Genomic DNA, 15,475 nt, shown 5'->3' with positions numbered 1-15,475 from the left:
GTCCCTGCCGGGCCTCGGCGGGCGACAGGGCGGTCCGCTCGCTCCACGGCGTTCCGGCGGCGACGCCGGCGGCGTAGTCGCCGATGCGGCGATGCGCGACGGTGGCGGTCCGCGCGCCGGCCAGCGTCAGCCGCCCGTGCGCGCCCGGGCCGACGCCCAGATAGTCGCCGCCGCGCCAGACGTGCAGGTTGTGGGACGAACGGGCGGCGACGCCGCGGGCGTGGTTCGACACCTCGTAGGCCTCGAACCCCGCGGCCTCGAGCACGCGCCCGGTGGTCTCGTAGAGGGCGGCGGCGAGGTCCTCGTCGGGCGGGATCAGGGTTCCCCGACGCAGGGCGCGGCCGAAGGCGGTCTCCGGCTCGATGGTCAGCTGGTAGGGCGAGACGTGCTCGAAGCCGAGGTCCAGCGCCTCGCGCAGCTCGGCGGTCCAGGCCGCCGCCGTCTGGCCGGGGCGGGCGTAGATCAGGTCGATGGACAGGCGCGGGAAGGCCCGCGCGGCGACGGCGACCGCGCGCCGGGCCTCGTCGGCGGAATGGTTGCGCCCGAGCCGGGCGAGGGCGGCGTCGTCCAGCGCCTGCACCCCCATGGACAGACGGTTGACCCCGGCCGCCGCGAGGGCGGCGAAGCGGCCCGCCTCGGCGTCGGTCGGATTGGCCTCGAGGCTGATCTCGATGTCTCCCGCGGGCGGGAACAACGTCCGGGCGCGGTCGATCACCGCCGCGACCGCGGCGGGGTCCATCAGCGAGGGGGTGCCGCCGCCGAAGAAGATCGAGGCCAGCCGCCGCGGCCCCGTCAGCGCCGCCTGGGCCTGCAGGTCGTCCAGGATGGCCCCGAGCAGCGCGGCCTGCTCCTCCGCCCGCCCGCGGTCGCGCACCACGTTGAAGTCGCAGTAGGGGCAGATGCGGCTGCAGTACGGCCAGTGGACGTACAGGGCGAGGTCGGCGGCCGGTGCGGGGGTCAAGGGCGAGATTGGGGATTAGGGATTGGGGACTGGGGATTGGGAAGAGGGATGAGGGATGAGGGATGAGGGATGAGGCAGGGGCGACCACAGATCGCCGGAAGAGCTGTCCGGGGAGCAGGCTCCCGATCCCCAATCCCCAGTCCCTAATCCCTAATCCCTCTTCCCTCATCCCTCGTCCATCAGCGCCGCCTTCAGCCGGGCGAAGGCCCTCGCCCGGTGGCTGATCGAATCCTTCAGGACCGGATCCATCTCGCCGAAGGTCTCGCGGTAGCCGTCGGGAATGAAGATCGGGTCGTAGCCGAAGCCGCGGTCGCCGCGCGGCGGGAAGGTCAGGGTCCCGTCGACCCGACCCTCGACCACCACCGCCGGACCGTCGGGCCAGGCCACCGCCAGGGCCGAGGTGAACCAGGCGCGGCGATCGTCCGAGCCGGTCTCCTCCAGCCGTTCCTCGACCCGCCGCATGGCGTGGGCGAAATCCTTGTCCGGACCGGCCCAGCGGGCGGAAAAGACGCCCGGGGCGCCGTCCAGCGCGGCCACCGACAGGCCGGAGTCGTCGGCGAGCGCCACCTCGCCCGAGCGGTCCGCGGCATGGCGCGCCTTGAGCAGGGCGTTGCCGGTGAAGGTGCTCTCCGTCTCGTCCGGCTCGGGCAGGTTCAGGCTGCCGGCGGTGACCACCGCGTAATGTCCGTGCAGCAGAGCCTCGATCTCCCGCGCCTTGCCGGGATTGTGGGTCGCGGCCACGAGCCGCATCCCTTTGACAAGTTTCAACATTCTGACCTCAGGCGGCGCTGTTACGTTTCATTGCACAAGTTTAATATCGTTAAACGATATGTAACGTGATTTTCGGCGGGGCAGGGTCTATCTCTTATCGCAAGGACGGAGGCCGCACCGTTCCTTGATCCAAGGCAAAGCCGGACGATCCTTGCAGCGGTAACGGACAAACAGGGCAAAACCCGCCCCTCTCAGGACTGACGGAGAACGACGATGGACACCATGAACGCTTCCTACTTCATCGAAAAGGTCGGCCACGGCGTGCTGAACGCCTTCCTGCTGGCCGCCATGCCGACCGCCCTGGTCGCGACGATCGTGCAGTTCCTGTGATCTTCACCCTGTCGATCGCCGGAGCTTTGACGATCTGCATGACACACGCGATGAATGAAGCCGCGCGAGGGTTCGCCGGACCCTGCGCGGCGATCGCGCCCTGACTTCCGGCCTGCTGAGAGGCCGACCGCCCATGCGACTCCCGAAACCAGCGTCTTTCGGGATCCGGCTGACCGCCCTGCGCGCCCCCGCCCTGCCGGGCCTCGGGCCCGGGCCGATGAGCCGCCTGCTGGGCGTCGCTCTCGGAGCCGCCTTCTGGGCCCTCGCCCTCGCCGCCTGCGCCTTCTTCATCGCCCTCGTGTTCGCCGCCTTCGTGCCGCTGGGACCGCTGGGCGTGACGGTGACCGCCGAGGACGGCGGCACCAGCGTTCCGGTCCCGCGCGCCTACATCCTGTTCGGCCTCGGCGCCATCATCGGCTACCTCGGCGGCTTCGCCTTCATCCTGCGCAACCTGCGGGCCATGGTGCACACCCTCAGGATCGGCGACCCCTTCCACCCCGACAACGTCCAGCGGCTGCGCCAGATCGGCCTCGTGCTGGCCACCGTCACCGGCGGCGCCTGGATCGGTCAGACGCTGGTGTCCCGGCTGGTCCGTGGGGCGCTGGAGCCGCCCAGCCCGTTCGATCTGGTCACCCCCGCCTTTTCGGTCCTCGTGGTCTTCGTGCTCGCCCAGGTGTTCCGCGAGGGCGCCCGGCTGCGCCGCGAGGCCGAGCTGACCATCTGAACGGCCTTCCGACCCTCCGCGCCCCGGTATAGAGACCCCTGCCATGGCCATCCGCGTCCAGCTCGACCGCATCCTCCTCGAACGCCGCATGTCGCTGACCGAGCTGGCGGACCGCGTCGGCGTGACCCTGGCCAACCTGTCGATCCTGAAGACGGGCAAGGCGCGGGCGATCCGCTTCACCACCCTCGACGCCCTGTGCCGGGAGCTGAACTGCCAGCCCGGCGATCTGCTGGCGTGGACGCCGGGGCCGCAGGACGCCGGCTCCGACGAGGATCCCGACGGGACCGACCCGGGCTCGAAATGAGCCGGAGCGACGACCTCACGCCGGAGGATCGCCGCATCTGGGCCCGGGTGACCGGCACGGTCACGCCCGCGAAGCCGAGGAAGGCCGCCAGAATCGTCGCCGCCGCCTCGGGAGAGGCCCCGCCGGTCCCGCGGACCGGTTCGCCGCCGCCGAAGACGGCGCCCCGGTCGCCCCCAACCGCAGCGACGCCCGCGGCGGAGAAGCCGACGCTCCACCGCCAGCGCGGCCATCCCGAGGAACTGGAGCCCCGCCGCCAGCGGCGGCTGTCGCGCGAGCGCGATCCGATCGAGGCCCGCATCGACCTGCACGGCTACGGCCGCTTCCAGGCCCAGGACGCGCTGACCGCCTTCCTGCTGGGGGCCCAGGCGCGGGGCTATCGCTCGGTGCTGGTGATCACCGGTCAGGGCCGCCGCGGCGGCTCGGGCGTGATCCGCGCCTCGGTCCACGAGTGGCTGCAGGCCCCGGCGCTGCGCGGGGTGGTGTCGGGCTTCGCCCCGGCCGCCCGCCACCACGGCGGCGACGGGGCGCTGTATGTGACGATCCGGCGGGGTAGCTAGTCGTGAATAGTGAATAGTGAATAGTGAATAGTGAATAGTGAGTAGTGAGTAGTGATCAGGGTGGGGAGGGTCGGCGAAGCCACCGCTCATTCCCCACAACTTACTACTCACTACTCACTCTTCACCCCTCACTCTTCACCCCTCAAGGCCGAGCGGAAGCCCCGCGTCCTGCGCCAGCGTCTCCAGCGACGTCATCGGGCGCGGACCCCAGTGGGCGATGACCTCCGCCGCCGCCAGTGATCCGAGCCGGCCGGCGTCCGCCAGCGGCAGACCGCGGGCGAGGCCGAGCAGGAAGCCGGCGGCGTACTGGTCGCCGGCGCCGGTGGTGTCGACGACCTTGTCGACCGGGCAGGCGGCGACCTCGACGCGCTCCTGTCCGCCGCGTCCGAACACCACCGAGCCGGCGGCGCCCCGGGTCACGGCGGCGGTCTCGACGATGCGGCCGAGGTGGGCGGCGGCGTGGTCGAAGTCCTCGGTCTCGAACAGGGCCGCCAGCTCGGCCTCGTTGGCGAGGACGATGTCGGCCGAGGCCTCGATGAAGGCCAGCAGCTCGGCGCGCCAGCGGTGGACGACGAAGCTGTCGGAAAGGGTGATGGCCACCTTGCGGCCGGCGGCGTGGGCGGCGGCGGCGGCGGCCTCGAAGGCGGCCCGGGCCGGCGCCGGGTCGAACAGGTAGCCCTCCAGATAGACGATCTCCGAGGCCCCGATCAGGTCGGCGTCGATGTCGGCGACGGTCAGCTGGTTGGCGGCGCCGAGGAAGGTGCACATGGTGCGCTGGCCGTCGGGGGTGACGTTGATCATGCACACGCCGGTGGCGTGGCCCGAGGCGGCGCCGTCGTGCAGCGGCGGGGTGGCGAAGTGGACGCCGACGGCGTGGATGTCGTGGGTGAAGACCCCGCCCAGCTGGTCGTCGGCCACCTTGCCGATGTAGGCGGCGCGGCCGCCGAAGCTGCCGACGCCGGCGACGGTGTTGCCGGCCGAACCGCCCGAGGCCTCGACCCCCGCCGCCATGGCGGCGTAGAGGGCGGCGCTGCGGTCGGCGTCGACCAGCTGCATCGAGCCGGGGGTCAGCCCCTGGGCCTCGAGGAAGGCGGGTTCGCATGGGGCGAGGACGTCGACGATGGCGTTGCCGACGGCGCAGACGTCGAAGGCGGCGGGCGGAGCGGGCTGGGTCATGGCGCGCCCTTAGCGGGCGCGCCCCCGATTGGCGAGGGGCTGTCGGTGAATCGGGCTGCTGAGCAGGGGGCGGGCAGGCTCGCGTGGGCATTCGGCTCACCTCTTGCTCACCAGCGCTTTTCACCGGGTATCGGGCGCGGCTATCACCCTGCCATGACCCAGATCGCCGTCCTCACCCCCGATCCCGCCGACCTGTCCTTCGCCGGCCAGTGGCCCGGCGTGCTGGAGCGGCTGGCGGCGGCGCTGGCCGGGGCCGGGATCACGGCGCGGCCGACGCCGTGGACCGATCATGCGATCGACGCCGCGGGACTGGCGGACGTCCCGCTGGTGCTGCCGGTGATCGCCTGGGGCTATCACCGCGACCACGATCGCTGGCTGCAGGCCTGCCGGACCTGGGAGGCGGCGGGCGTGCGGATGCTGAATCCGCCGGCCGTGCTGGCGTGGAATTCGGACAAGTCCTACCTCGGCCGCCTCGCCGACCGGGGCGTGGCCGTCCCGGAGACGATCTGGGCCGACGGGGTCAGCCAGGCCGACGTCGACGCCGCCTTCGACCGGCTGGGGACCGACACCCTGATCGTCAAGCCGCGCGTGTCCGGCGGGGCGTGGAAGACCCTGCGCCTGTCGCGCGGCGACCGCCTGGCCGACGCGCCGGAGGGGTCGGCCATGATCCAGCCCTACCTGCCGTCGATCGAGAGCGAGGGCGAGACCAGCCTGCTGTTCTTCGGCGGCGCGCTCAGCCACGTCGTGAACAAGCGGCCGGTGCAGGGCGACTTCCGCATCCAGACCCAGTTCGGCGGCCGCTACGTCGCCCTGCCGGAGCCGCCGGCGGGGGCGCTGGAGCTGGCCGAACGCACCCTCGCCGCCATCGACGAGGACCTGCTCTACGCGCGCATCGACATGGCGCAGGGGCCCGACGGCGGCTGGCGGCTGATGGAGGCGGAGCTGATCGAGCCGGACTTCTACCTCGGCGCGGCGCCGGAGGGCGGGGCGCGGTTCGCGGCGGCGGTGAAGGCGCGCCTCTAGGCCGCCTCTCCCAGCGCCTGCAATCCGGCCCGCGAGGGGCAGAGGTCGGCGATCACGCAGGCGCTGCACTTCGGCTTGCGCGCCGTGCACACGTAGCGGCCATGCAGGATCAGCCAGTGGTGGGCCTTGGGCAGCCAGGCGTCCGGCACGACCTCGTGCAGCTGGGCCTCGACCTTGTCGGGCGTGGCGGCGTTGGCGAGGCCGAGGCGGTGGGAGACGCGGAACACATGGGTGTCCACCGCGATCGCCGGCTCCACGCCGAGCTCGTTGAGCACCACGCTGGCGGTCTTGCGGCCCACGCCCGGCAGGGCCTGCAGCGCCTCGCGCGTCAGCGGGACCTCGCCGCCGTACTGCTCCAGCACGAGGCGGCTCAGCGCGATGACGTTCCTCGCCTTGTTCCGGTACAGGCCGATCGAGGAGATGAAGGGGATCAGCCCCGCCTCGCCGAGGGCCAGCATCTTCTCCGGCGTGTCGGCGACCGCGAACAGCCGGGCGGTGGCCTTGTTGACCGCGACGTCGGTGGCCTGGGCCGAGAGAGCGACGGCGACCACGAAGGTGAAGGGGTTGGTGTAGGTCAGCTCCGTCTTCGGGTCCGGCATGACGCCGGACAGGCGGGCGAAGATCGCCTCCACCCGGTCCTCGTCCGGCGGCCAGCGCAGCACCGGGACCATGGGGCCGGTGAGGACGGCGGGGCGTTTCGGGGCGACGGATCTCGCGCGGGCCTTGGGCGGTCTCATCCCTCCTCGTCGCCGGGCCCCGGCGACGGGTCAAGGCCGAGCGCCGCCAGCGCCTGCCCGGCCGCGCGCTCGCCCTCCAGCCAGGCGCCGTGGGCCGTGCCGTAGAAGTCGGGCGAGGTCGCCTCGCCGGCGAGGAACAGGCGGTTCTCCACGGGCCGGGCGAGGCGGGCGCGGGCGTCGGCGGCGCCGGGGCGGGCGTGGGAATAGGCGCCGCGCGCCCACGGATCCGACCCCCACATCGAGACGGCGACCGGCTCGAGGCGCCGGCGCATGTTCGAGCCGAGCAGGTCGGCCAGCTCGTCGGCGGCGAAGGCGGCGAAGGCGGCTTCGCCCTCGGCCTCCAGGGCGCGGGCGAGGTCGGCGCTGAACCAGGCCTCGATCATCGGCCGGCCGAAGGGGCGCAGGTGATAGCCGCCGGTCTCCGCGGTGTCGTTTCGCCCCCACAGCTGGCTGTCGGGCGGGAAGTCTTCCGCGCCGGTCACCGCCAGATGCAGCTTGGAGGCGAGGCCCAGCGGCAGGTCGGCGGCGGCCTCCACAAGATCCGGCGACGGCGGGTCGAAGCGCAGGGCGCCGGCGGCGATCAGGTCGGTGGGCGCGGTGACGATCGCGGTGCGCGTCTCGATGACGCCGCGGGGGGTGTCCAGCCGCAGTGCGGGCCCCGAGCGATTGATGCGGGTCACCGGACAGCCGGTGTGGATGTCCATGCCGGAGCCCAGCCGGGCGACCAGCGTCCCGTAGCCCTCGACCACCCGCCAGTTCACGTCCGTGTCGCGGTAGGCGGCGTAGTCGCGGATCGACACCTCGGCGAACCGGGCGCCGTTCAGCGCGCCGGAGATGGCGTCCATGCGCGGGTTCCAGCGGCAGCCGGGCTCGAACAGGGCCGAGGCCGGTCCCTCCTCGCCGCGGGCGGCGGCCTGTTCCAGCCGCGCCTCGAAGGCCGCGAAAGCCGCCCGGAACTCCGCCTGCTCGGCCGGGGTCATCTCGTGGTCGAAGGCCTGGCGCTCCCAGGGCGGCGGGGTGCGGTCGAGGGTCAGGCCCTGCGGTTCGACGAGGGCGGCGAGCGGGTTCTCGTCCGCCGAGTGCAGCCAGCCGCAGCCCATGTCGAGCGCGAAGCCCGCCGCTTGCAGGGTGAAGGCGCGGCCGCCGACGCGGTCGCGGGCCTCGAGCACGGCCACGGCGAGGCCGCGGCCGCGCAGGGCGCGGGCGGCGGCGAGGCCGGCGGGGCCGGCGCCGATGACGGCGATGTCGAGGGCGGCGGGGAGGCTGTCGGTCATGGGTCGCTAACGCGCTGAAACATGACGTGTCGCCGGGCGCGCGCAAGCCGGTTGATTTATGGACGCAACTGTCCATTTTAGCGGCCCGCCCCTCCCCGATCCGAGTTCGCCGATGAACCCCGTCCTCAAGAAGCGCCTGCCCCTGATCGTCGCCGCCGTGGTCGGCCTCGCCCTGCTGGTCGGCGGTTTCGTCTGGTGGCAGGGCAAGCAGCGCTGGGAGGCGACCGACAACGCCTTCGTCCAGGCCGACACCACCGAGGTCAGCCCGCAGATCGAGGGCTATGTCGTCGAGGTGCTGGTCGGCGACAACCAGCGGGTCGAGGCGGGGCAGGTGCTGCTGCGGCTGGACGACGCCGACGCCCGGGCGGAGCTGGCCGAGGCGGAGGCCAATCTGGCGGCGCTGGAGGCCGGGGTGCGCAACGTCGACGCCCGGGCCGCCCAGGAGCAGGCGCTGATCGCCGCCCGCGCGGCGGCGGTGAGCCAGGCCGAGGCGCAGGCCGAGCTGGCGGCGCAACAGGTGGATCGCTACGGCCGCCTGGCCGCCCAGGGCTGGGTGTCCGAGCAGCGCATCGAGACCGAGCGGGCCGGGGTGCGGACCGCCCGCGCCTCGGTGGCCGAGGCGCAGGCGGCGCTGGCCGCCGAGCAGCGCGCCGCCGGGGTGCTGGGCTCGACCCGCAGCCAGTCGCTGGCCTCCGTGGAACAGGCCCGGGCGGCGGTCGAACGCGCCCGCATCCGGCTGGACCGGACGGTGATCCGCGCGCCGGTGGCCGGCGTGGTCGGCGCCCGCGGCGTGCGCGTCGGCCAGTACGTGCGGCCCGGCGGGGCGGTGCTGTCGATCGTGCCGCTGGGCGACGCCTATGTGGTGGCCAACTTCAAGGAGACCCAGCTGGACCGGCTGCGCCTCGGCCAGGCGGTCGAGATCGAGGCCGACGCCTTCCCCGGACGGACCCTGTCCGGCCGGATCGACAGCTTCGCTCCGGCCACCGGTTCGGAGTTCGCCCTGATCCCGATCGAGAACGCCACCGGCAACTTCACCAAGATCACCCAGCGGGTGCCGGTGCGGATCCGCATCGAGGGCGCGGACGCCGCCGCCCTGCGGCCCGGCCTGTCGGTCGAGGTCAAGGTCGACCTGAAGAGCCGCGGCGGTCCGAGCTTCGCCGAGGCGGCGGTCGCGCCGGTGCGCACGGCGGACCTGGGCCCGGGCGCGGCCCGGTGACCGCCGCCGCTCCCGCGGTCGCCGCGGCCGGCGACCGGCCGGAGATCAACTGGACGGCCCTGCTGCTCGGCTTCGCCGGCATGGTCATCGGCCAGTTCATGGCCATCCTCGACATCCAGATCGTGGCCTCGTCCCTGCCGCAGATCCAGGCGGGGGTGGGCGCCTCGGCCGACGAGATCAGCTGGATCCAGACCGCCTACCTGATCCCCGAGGTCGTGATGATCCCGCTGTCGGGATACCTGTCGCGGCTGTGGGGGACCCGCAACGTCTTCCTCGTGTCCTGCGCCGGCTTCATGCTGATGAGCGTGGCCACCGGCCTGTCGTCGTCGATCGAGGCGATGATCGTGTTCCGCGCCCTGCAGGGCTTCGTCGGCGGGGCGATGATCCCGACCGTCTTCGCGGTGGCCTTCACCGCCTTCCCGCCCGAGAAGCGGGTCACCGCCAGCGTGGTCATGGGCCTGATCGTCACCCTGGCCCCGACCATCGGCCCCACCCTGGGCGGCCACCTGACCGAGTGGCTGGACTGGCGCTGGCTGTTCTTCATCAACGTGCCGCCCGGGCTGGCGGTGCTGTTCCTCGTCGCCCGCTACGCCAACTTCGACAAGGGCGATCCGTCGCTGGCGCGCGGCTTCGACTGGTGGGGCCTGGGCCTGATGGCGGTGTTCCTGATGAGCCTGCAGTTCGTGCTGGAGGAAGGGGCGAAGAACGACTGGTTCGCCGACGACCTGATCCTGCTGCTGGCGGTCACCGCTGCCGTGACAGGGCCCGCCTTCGTGTGGCGGGCGCTGAGCTACCGCAATCCGATCGTCGAGCTGCGCGCCTTCACCAACCGCAACTTCCTCGTCGGGGTGGTGATGACCTTCACCGTCGGGGCGGCGCTGTTCGGCGGCACCTTCCTGATGCCGCTGTTCCTGTCGCGGGTGCGCGGCTATTCGGCGGCCGAGGTGGGCACCACCATGGTCGTCTCGGGCCTGGCCATGTTCGCCACCGGCCCCTTCGCGGGGCGGCTGGTGCGCCGGCTGGACGCCCGCGTGCTGATGTTCGGCGGCTTCATGCTGTGCGCCTGGGGCATGTGGGACGCCCACGCCCTGACCTCCGAATGGGGCTTCTGGGAGCTGGCCGGGGTGCAGGCCCTGCGCGGGGCCGGGATCATGCTGGCCATGATCGCGGCCCAGCAGGTGACCATGTCGACCCTGCCGCCGCACATGGTCAAGAACGCGTCCGGCCTCGTGAATCTGAGCCGCAACGTCGGCGGCGCCTTCGGCCTGGCCCTGCTCAACACCTCGCTGACCCGCAACACGGCGCTGCACCTGAACGAGCTGACCCAGGCCATCCCGTCCTCCGACGTCGGCATGCAGGATCTGCTGACGGGCCTGCAGGCGCGGTTCGCCGGGTCGATGGATCCGGCCGGGGCGGCGATGAAGGCGGTCTACGGCATGCTGGAGCGGCAGGCGACGACGCTGGCCTTCGGCGACGCCTTCGCCATGCTGGCGATCGCCTGCGGCTTCGCGGCCTTCGTCACCCTGCTGTCGAAGCCGGTGCGCGCCGCGCCGCCGATGACGGACGCCCACTGATGCCGCGCAGCCCCGGACAGATCGACGAGAGCAAGACGGAGGCCATCCTCGACGCGGCCCTGGCGCTGTTCCAGGAGAAGGGGGCGCGCGCCTCGATGGAGGCGATCGCCCGGCGGGCCGGGGTGTCGCGCCAGACGCTGTACAACCGCTTCCCGTCGAAGGTGGACATCGGCCGCGCCCTGGCCGCGCGCCGGTCCGACGCGGTCAGCGCGCCGCTGCGCGGAGGCGGCGATCCGGAGACGGTCCTGACCGCCGTCGCCGCGACCCTGCTGGAGAAGCTGTGCGCGCCGGAGGGCGGCGGCTCGATGCGCGGCGTCGCCCTGATGTCCCCGGAGGCGCCGGAGCTGGCGCAGGCCATCTACGAGGCCGGCCCCGCCGAGGGGCTGCGCCGGCTGTCGGCCTGGCTGGCCGCGCAGGACCGCTCCGGCGCCCTGGCCATCCCGGACCCCGACGCCGCGGCCGAGATGTTCTCCGGCATGGTGCTGGGTCATGGCCACCTGCGCAGCCTGCTGGCGGTGCCGCACCCGCCGTTCGACCGCGCGGCGCGGGCCGCCGAGGCGGCGCGGCGGTTCCTGCGGGCCTTCGCCCCCTGACGGTTGGCGGGGCGCGGCAATCGGCCTAGACCGGCGCCGAAGTGTTCCGGAGTCCCCGCATGCTGATGCACCTGTCGTCCTGGCCCGAGATCGACGCGCGGCTGAAGACCACGAAGACGGTCGTCGTGCCGATCGGCTCCAACGAGCAGCACGGGCCGACGGGCCTGCTCGGCACCGACTGGCTGTGCCCCGAGATCATCGCCCACGCGGCCGAGGCGCAGGACGAGAGCCTGGTCGTGGCGCCGACCTTCAACATCGGCATGGCCCAGCACCACCTGGCCTTCGCCGGCACCATCTCGCTGCGCCCCTCGACCTTCATGGCCGCGATCACCGACTGGGTGTCGTCGCTCTCGCGGCACGGCTTCGAGCGGATCTATTTGCTCAACGGCCACGGCGGCAACGTCGCCACCATCGAGGCGACCTTCGCCGAGATCTATGCGGAGTGGTCCTTCGTCGAGGAGCGGCCGCCGTTCATCCTCAAGCTGCGCAACTGGTGGGACCTGCCCGGGGTGCACGCCTTCTGCTCGAACATGTTCCCGACCGGGCACGGCATGCACGCCACCCCGTCCGAGATCGCGGTCACCCAGGCCGCCTATCCGGAGCGGGTGAAGACGGCGGAGCTGGATCCGAAGATCGCCCCCGTCGGTCCGATCCGCGACGCCCTGGACTACCGGGCGCGGTTTCCCGACGGCCGCATCGGCTCCGACCCGCTGCAGGCCAGCCCGGAGAAGGGCCGTCAGATCATCGAGGCCGCCGTTCCGGCCCTGCTGAAGGATGTGGCGGAGTTCTCAAACGAGCGCTTGCCGTAGGGCGGGGCGGGGCGCACGGTCCGCCGATGAAACACGCCAGTCACGCCGCCCGCACCCATCGCGCCAGCCAGGAGCTGATGGAAGCCTCCGGCGACGTCATCGCCCGACGCCTCGAGATCATGGCCGAGGCGGTGCGCGACCCGCTGAAGGCCGACTATGCGGAACTGGCCCTGATGGGCTCGGAGAAGGTCGAGGCGCTGACCGCCTCGGCCGCGATCGGGGTTTCCGGCGCGCTGCGGGCGGCGGAGACCGTCCGCCGGGCCGCCGAGCGCGAGGGCGTCGCAGCCCGCAAGGCGCTGGACGCCATGGCGGCGGCACGCACCCCCGTCGAGGCGGCAGGGGCGCAGGGCCTGTGGGCGCTCAACGCCTGGAACCGGACGCTCCGCGACAGCTGGGCGCTGGGCGCGGCCATGCTCAAGCTGCAGGCGGATGCCCTGCAGCCGATCCACGCGGCCGCCACGGCCAACGCCCGGCGGCTGAGGAGATAGGCTCCCCATGGCGGGCGGAACGCGGCTGATGCGCCGGGGCCTGACGCTCTGCCTTGCAGCCCTCGTCGGCGCCTGCGCCGCCGGGTCAGGGTCGGGGAGCAGGGACGCGGCGGTCCCGGCGTCGGCTGGCCTTGAAAGCGACGCGGACCGGGTCGCGGCCTGGATCTCCGAACACGAAGCCGCTCCCGTCGACGCGCTTCGTCCGGTCGTCGCATCCTGGGGAGACGGCGAACTCCGGCTGCACTTCACCTACCTGACCGGCCGCGACTACTGCGGCTCCGGCGGCTGCACCCTGCTGATCCACCGGACAGCGGGCGGCCGGGTCGAGGCGCTGGGCAGGCTGACGGTGGTGCAGCCGCCGGTGACGGTGCTGCCCACAACCACCAATGGCCTGCCGGACCTGGCCGTGCGGATCGCCGGCGGCGGGATCGAGCCGGGGACGGCCATCCTGACCTTCGACGGCGCGAGCTACCCCTCGAACCCCACCGTACCGCCGGCGCGCCGGGCCGCACGGGCGCCGTCGGGCCATGAGGTGATCACGGAGGCGATGGTCTGGCCGGCGCCCGCCGCGCCCTGAGACTCGCCTACCGGAACGGCGGCTCGTCGAAGGCGCGCAGCTTGCGGGAGTGCAGGCGCTCGCCCTCGGCCCGCAACAGGCCGACGGCCTGGATGCCGATCTGCAGGTGCTCGGAGATCGAGCCCTCGTAGAAGCGGTGGGCCTGCCCCGGCAGCTTGATCTCGCCGTGCAGCGGCTTGTCGGAGACGCACAGCAGGGTGCCGTAGGGCACGCGGAAGCGGTAGCCCTGGGCGGCGATGGTGGCGCTTTCCATGTCGATGGCCACGGCCCGGCTCTGGTTGAAGCGCAGCGCCGACTTGGAATAGCGCAGCTCCCAGTTGCGGTCGTCGGTGGTGACCACCGTGCCGGTGCGCAGCCGGCGCTTGATCTCCTCGCCCGGCATGCCGGAGACCGACTTGGCGGCGTCGTAGAGGGCGCGCTGGACCTCGGCGATCGAGGGGATCGGGATGTCCGGCGGCAGCACGGCGTCCAGCACATGGTCGTCGCGCAGATAGGCGTGGGCCAGCACATAGTCGCCGACCGTCTGGCTGTCGCGCAGGCCGCCGCAGTGGCCGATCATCAGCCAGGCGTGGGGCCGGGTCACCGCCAGGTGGTCGCAGATGGTCTTGGCGTTGGACGGCCCGACGCCGATGTTCACCAGGCTGATCCCGTTCCAGCCCGGCGCGGTCAGGTGGTAGGCCGGCATCTGGTGCTTCTTCCAGGCCGACTCGGCGATCGCCGCCTCCGGGTCGGCGGTGTCGCGGGTGACCACGACTCCGCCGGGGGTGGACAGGCTTTCGTAGGGGCTGTCCGGGTCGCGCAGCCGGTCCAGCGCCCAGCGCACGAACTCGTCGACGTAGCGGTTGTAGTTGGTGAACAGGATGAAGGACTGGACGTCCTCGACCGGCGTGCCGGTGTAGTGGCGCAGGCGGGCGAGGGAGAAGTCGGTGCGCAGGCCGTCGAACTGGGCCAGCGGGAAGGCCTCGGCGGGGTCGAACAGGCCGTCTGGGATCTCGTCGCCGATGTGGGCCAGGTCGGTGGTCGGGAAGTGGCGCGCGATGGCGGCGGTGTTGGACGGGTCCAGCGCGACGTCCGAACCGTCGAGCACATAGGGGAAGGGGATCTCCTGCTCCGACGGCCCCACGTCGAAGCTGGCGCCGTAGTCCGCCTCGAGCAGGCGCAGCTGCTCGGTCAGATAGGGCCGGAACAGATCCGGCCGGGTGATCGTGGTCGCATAGACGCCGGGCCGCGACAGGCGGGCGTAGGCGCGGGTCGCGAGGTGGCCGGGGCGGTCGCCGAACCAGCTGACCCGCAGCTCGGGGTAGGCGAACAGGCCGGCGGCGCGGGCCTCGGCCGACGGACGTTCGCCGGTGTCGAGGAAGGTCTTCACGGCCGCGCGCAGGTTGGCCACGGACTGGGTGTAGAGGGTTTCGAGGCGGTCCAGCGCCGCCCGGGCTGTCATCGTATCTGTCATGGCCTCCCTTAACGAAGGAACGTGACCTTGGCGAGACGCTGTCAGGCGAGCGCCGCGCGCAGGAAGCCGGTGACGTCCTCCAGCACCGGCGCCCGCTTGCGGAACAGGGGCGAGAAGGTGGCGATCAGGTCCTCATGGGTGAGGTCCCGGTAGAGCTTCGCCTCGCAGCGGCCGCCGACCGCGCGCATCCGTTCGCACAGGATCACCGTGTCCTCGGCGTGGACCACCCGGTCGGCGGTCCCGTGCCCCAGCCACAGCGGCGGGGCGTCCGGGCGGACGAAGGTCACCGGCTGGGTCAGGGTGGGGTCCGGCGCCCGGCCGAAGGCGTTGATCGAGGCCGAGACGTCGAGCGGCAGGAATTCGTAGGGGCCGGCGAGGCCGGCGGCGGCGCGGATCACGTCCGGCGCGCCGGCGGCCTGCATGTAGCGTCGGTCCAGCGCGATCATCATCGCCAGATGGGCCCCGGCCGAGTGGCCGATCACGCCCAGCCGGTCCGGCGCGCCGCCGTGGGCCCGGACGGCGTCGACGGCGAAGGCCGTGGCGGCGGCCGCGTCCTCGACGAAGGCGGGGAAGCGGACCTCGGGCACCAGCCGGTAGTCGGGAGCGGCCACCACGAAGCCGCGGGCCGCCAGCGCCTGGGCGGCCCAGCCGTAGAGGTCCTTCTCGCCGCTGTCCCAGCCGCCGCCGTAGAAGAAGACCAGCACCGGCCAGCCGTCGGCGGGCCGGGGGCCGTCAGGAGCCCACAGGTCGAGGCGCTGGCGGGGGTCCGGTCCGTAGGCGAGGTCCTGGGCCACCCGGCCGGCGCCGGGGTCGCGCGGGCCGAGCCGGTTGAGCAGGGCCAGCGGCGAACAGGCGGCCGCGGCGGCGCCGAGCAGGGGAGCGAGCAGGCCTCTGCGGGTCATGGGCGT

Annotated in this window: 17 protein-coding genes; 10 read left to right on the top strand and 7 right to left on the bottom strand. The window is 72.7% G+C overall.

From position 1 onward, the window contains the following. Both hemW and rdgB read right to left on the bottom strand, forming a co-directional pair. Positions 1-961 (bottom strand): radical SAM family heme chaperone HemW (gene hemW, locus H2038_RS10850; protein WP_292112864.1); only part of this gene is annotated, 961 nt, incomplete at its 3' end. 165 nt (positions 962-1,126) lie between these two features. Further along, positions 1,127-1,732: an RdgB/HAM1 family non-canonical purine NTP pyrophosphatase gene (gene rdgB, locus H2038_RS10845; RefSeq protein WP_292112862.1), complete on the bottom strand. Its 606-nt coding sequence runs from the start codon at positions 1,730-1,732 to the stop codon at positions 1,127-1,129. A gap of 463 nt (positions 1,733-2,195) precedes the next feature. On the opposite strand from rdgB, the gene H2038_RS10840 reads away from it, so the two are divergent. The 3 genes from H2038_RS10840 to H2038_RS10830 are packed head-to-tail and all read left to right on the top strand — an operon-like array spanning position 2,196 to position 3,647. Continuing rightward, a complete protein-coding gene (locus tag H2038_RS10840; protein WP_292112860.1) occupies positions 2,196-2,786 on the top strand; it encodes a DUF2975 domain-containing protein in 591 nt (196 codons plus the stop codon). Positions 2,787-2,829: 43 nt separating this feature from the next. Next, positions 2,830-3,090, top strand: coding sequence for a helix-turn-helix transcriptional regulator (locus tag H2038_RS10835; RefSeq protein ID WP_292112859.1), 261 nt, complete (start codon positions 2,830-2,832; stop codon positions 3,088-3,090). Next, complete coding sequence (locus tag H2038_RS10830) at positions 3,087-3,647, top strand: Smr/MutS family protein (protein ID WP_292112858.1); 561 nt, start codon at positions 3,087-3,089, stop codon at positions 3,645-3,647. The genes H2038_RS10835 and H2038_RS10830 overlap by 4 nt, the downstream gene beginning before the upstream one ends. A gap of 135 nt (positions 3,648-3,782) precedes the next feature. Here the strand turns inward: H2038_RS10830 and H2038_RS10825 are convergent, their stop codons facing one another. Continuing rightward, positions 3,783-4,823 (bottom strand): adenosine kinase, encoded by a 1,041-nt coding sequence (locus H2038_RS10825; protein ID WP_292112857.1) that lies wholly within the window; start codon positions 4,821-4,823, stop codon positions 3,783-3,785. 153 nt (positions 4,824-4,976) lie between these two features. Between H2038_RS10825 and H2038_RS10820 the strand changes: the two genes are divergently transcribed. Then, positions 4,977-5,846 (top strand): transporter, encoded by an 870-nt coding sequence (locus tag H2038_RS10820; RefSeq protein ID WP_292112855.1) that lies wholly within the window; start codon positions 4,977-4,979, stop codon positions 5,844-5,846. Here H2038_RS10820 and nth read toward each other — a convergent pair. Both nth and H2038_RS10810 read right to left on the bottom strand, forming a co-directional pair. Next, positions 5,843-6,583, bottom strand: coding sequence for an endonuclease III (gene nth, locus H2038_RS10815; RefSeq protein WP_292112853.1), 741 nt, complete (start codon positions 6,581-6,583; stop codon positions 5,843-5,845). The two genes, H2038_RS10820 and nth, sit on opposite strands and share 4 nt — an antisense overlap. Next, the gene (locus H2038_RS10810; protein ID WP_292112850.1) at positions 6,580-7,857 is read right to left on the bottom strand and encodes an FAD-dependent oxidoreductase; all 1,278 of its coding nucleotides are present in this window, start codon (positions 7,855-7,857) and stop codon (positions 6,580-6,582) included. Before H2038_RS10810 ends, nth begins: the two co-directional genes overlap by 4 nt. A gap of 112 nt (positions 7,858-7,969) precedes the next feature. Here H2038_RS10810 and H2038_RS10805 point away from each other — a divergent pair, with 112 nt between their 5' ends. From H2038_RS10805 to H2038_RS10780, 6 genes are read left to right on the top strand one after another with little or no spacing between them, the layout of a single operon-like run. After that, positions 7,970-9,073 (top strand): HlyD family secretion protein, encoded by a 1,104-nt coding sequence (locus H2038_RS10805; protein ID WP_292112848.1) that lies wholly within the window; start codon positions 7,970-7,972, stop codon positions 9,071-9,073. Further along, positions 9,070-10,647, top strand: coding sequence for a DHA2 family efflux MFS transporter permease subunit (locus tag H2038_RS10800; protein ID WP_292112846.1), 1,578 nt, complete (start codon positions 9,070-9,072; stop codon positions 10,645-10,647). The genes H2038_RS10805 and H2038_RS10800 overlap by 4 nt, the downstream gene beginning before the upstream one ends. Beyond that, the gene (locus H2038_RS10795) at positions 10,647-11,240 is read left to right on the top strand and encodes a TetR/AcrR family transcriptional regulator (RefSeq protein ID WP_292112844.1); all 594 of its coding nucleotides are present in this window, start codon (positions 10,647-10,649) and stop codon (positions 11,238-11,240) included. Before H2038_RS10800 ends, H2038_RS10795 begins: the two co-directional genes overlap by 1 nt. A gap of 59 nt (positions 11,241-11,299) precedes the next feature. Then, the gene (locus H2038_RS10790) at positions 11,300-12,049 is read left to right on the top strand and encodes a creatininase family protein (RefSeq protein ID WP_292112843.1); all 750 of its coding nucleotides are present in this window, start codon (positions 11,300-11,302) and stop codon (positions 12,047-12,049) included. A gap of 26 nt (positions 12,050-12,075) precedes the next feature. Continuing rightward, positions 12,076-12,537 carry a hypothetical protein gene (locus H2038_RS10785; protein ID WP_292112841.1) on the top strand — a complete coding sequence of 154 codons (462 nt, stop codon included), beginning with the start codon at positions 12,076-12,078 and terminating at the stop codon, positions 12,535-12,537. 7 nt (positions 12,538-12,544) lie between these two features. Next, positions 12,545-13,114, top strand: a complete 570-nt coding sequence (locus H2038_RS10780; RefSeq protein WP_292112840.1) for a hypothetical protein — start codon at positions 12,545-12,547, stop codon at positions 13,112-13,114. Between the two features lie 7 nt (positions 13,115-13,121). On the opposite strand, the gene H2038_RS10775 is transcribed toward H2038_RS10780, so the two are convergent. Beyond that, positions 13,122-14,567, bottom strand: coding sequence for an AMP nucleosidase (locus H2038_RS10775; protein ID WP_292112838.1), 1,446 nt, complete (start codon positions 14,565-14,567; stop codon positions 13,122-13,124). Between the two features lie 41 nt (positions 14,568-14,608). After that, positions 14,609-15,469 (bottom strand): alpha/beta hydrolase, encoded by an 861-nt coding sequence (locus H2038_RS10770; protein ID WP_292112836.1) that lies wholly within the window; start codon positions 15,467-15,469, stop codon positions 14,609-14,611. Between the last annotated feature and the right edge of the window lie 6 nt (positions 15,470-15,475).

It is taken from the genome of Brevundimonas sp. (assembly GCF_013912005.1).
Lineage (GTDB): Bacteria > Pseudomonadota > Alphaproteobacteria > Caulobacterales > Caulobacteraceae > Brevundimonas.
Note: the sequence above shows the minus strand (reverse complement) of the source record. Positions and strands in the feature narration are given on the sequence as shown.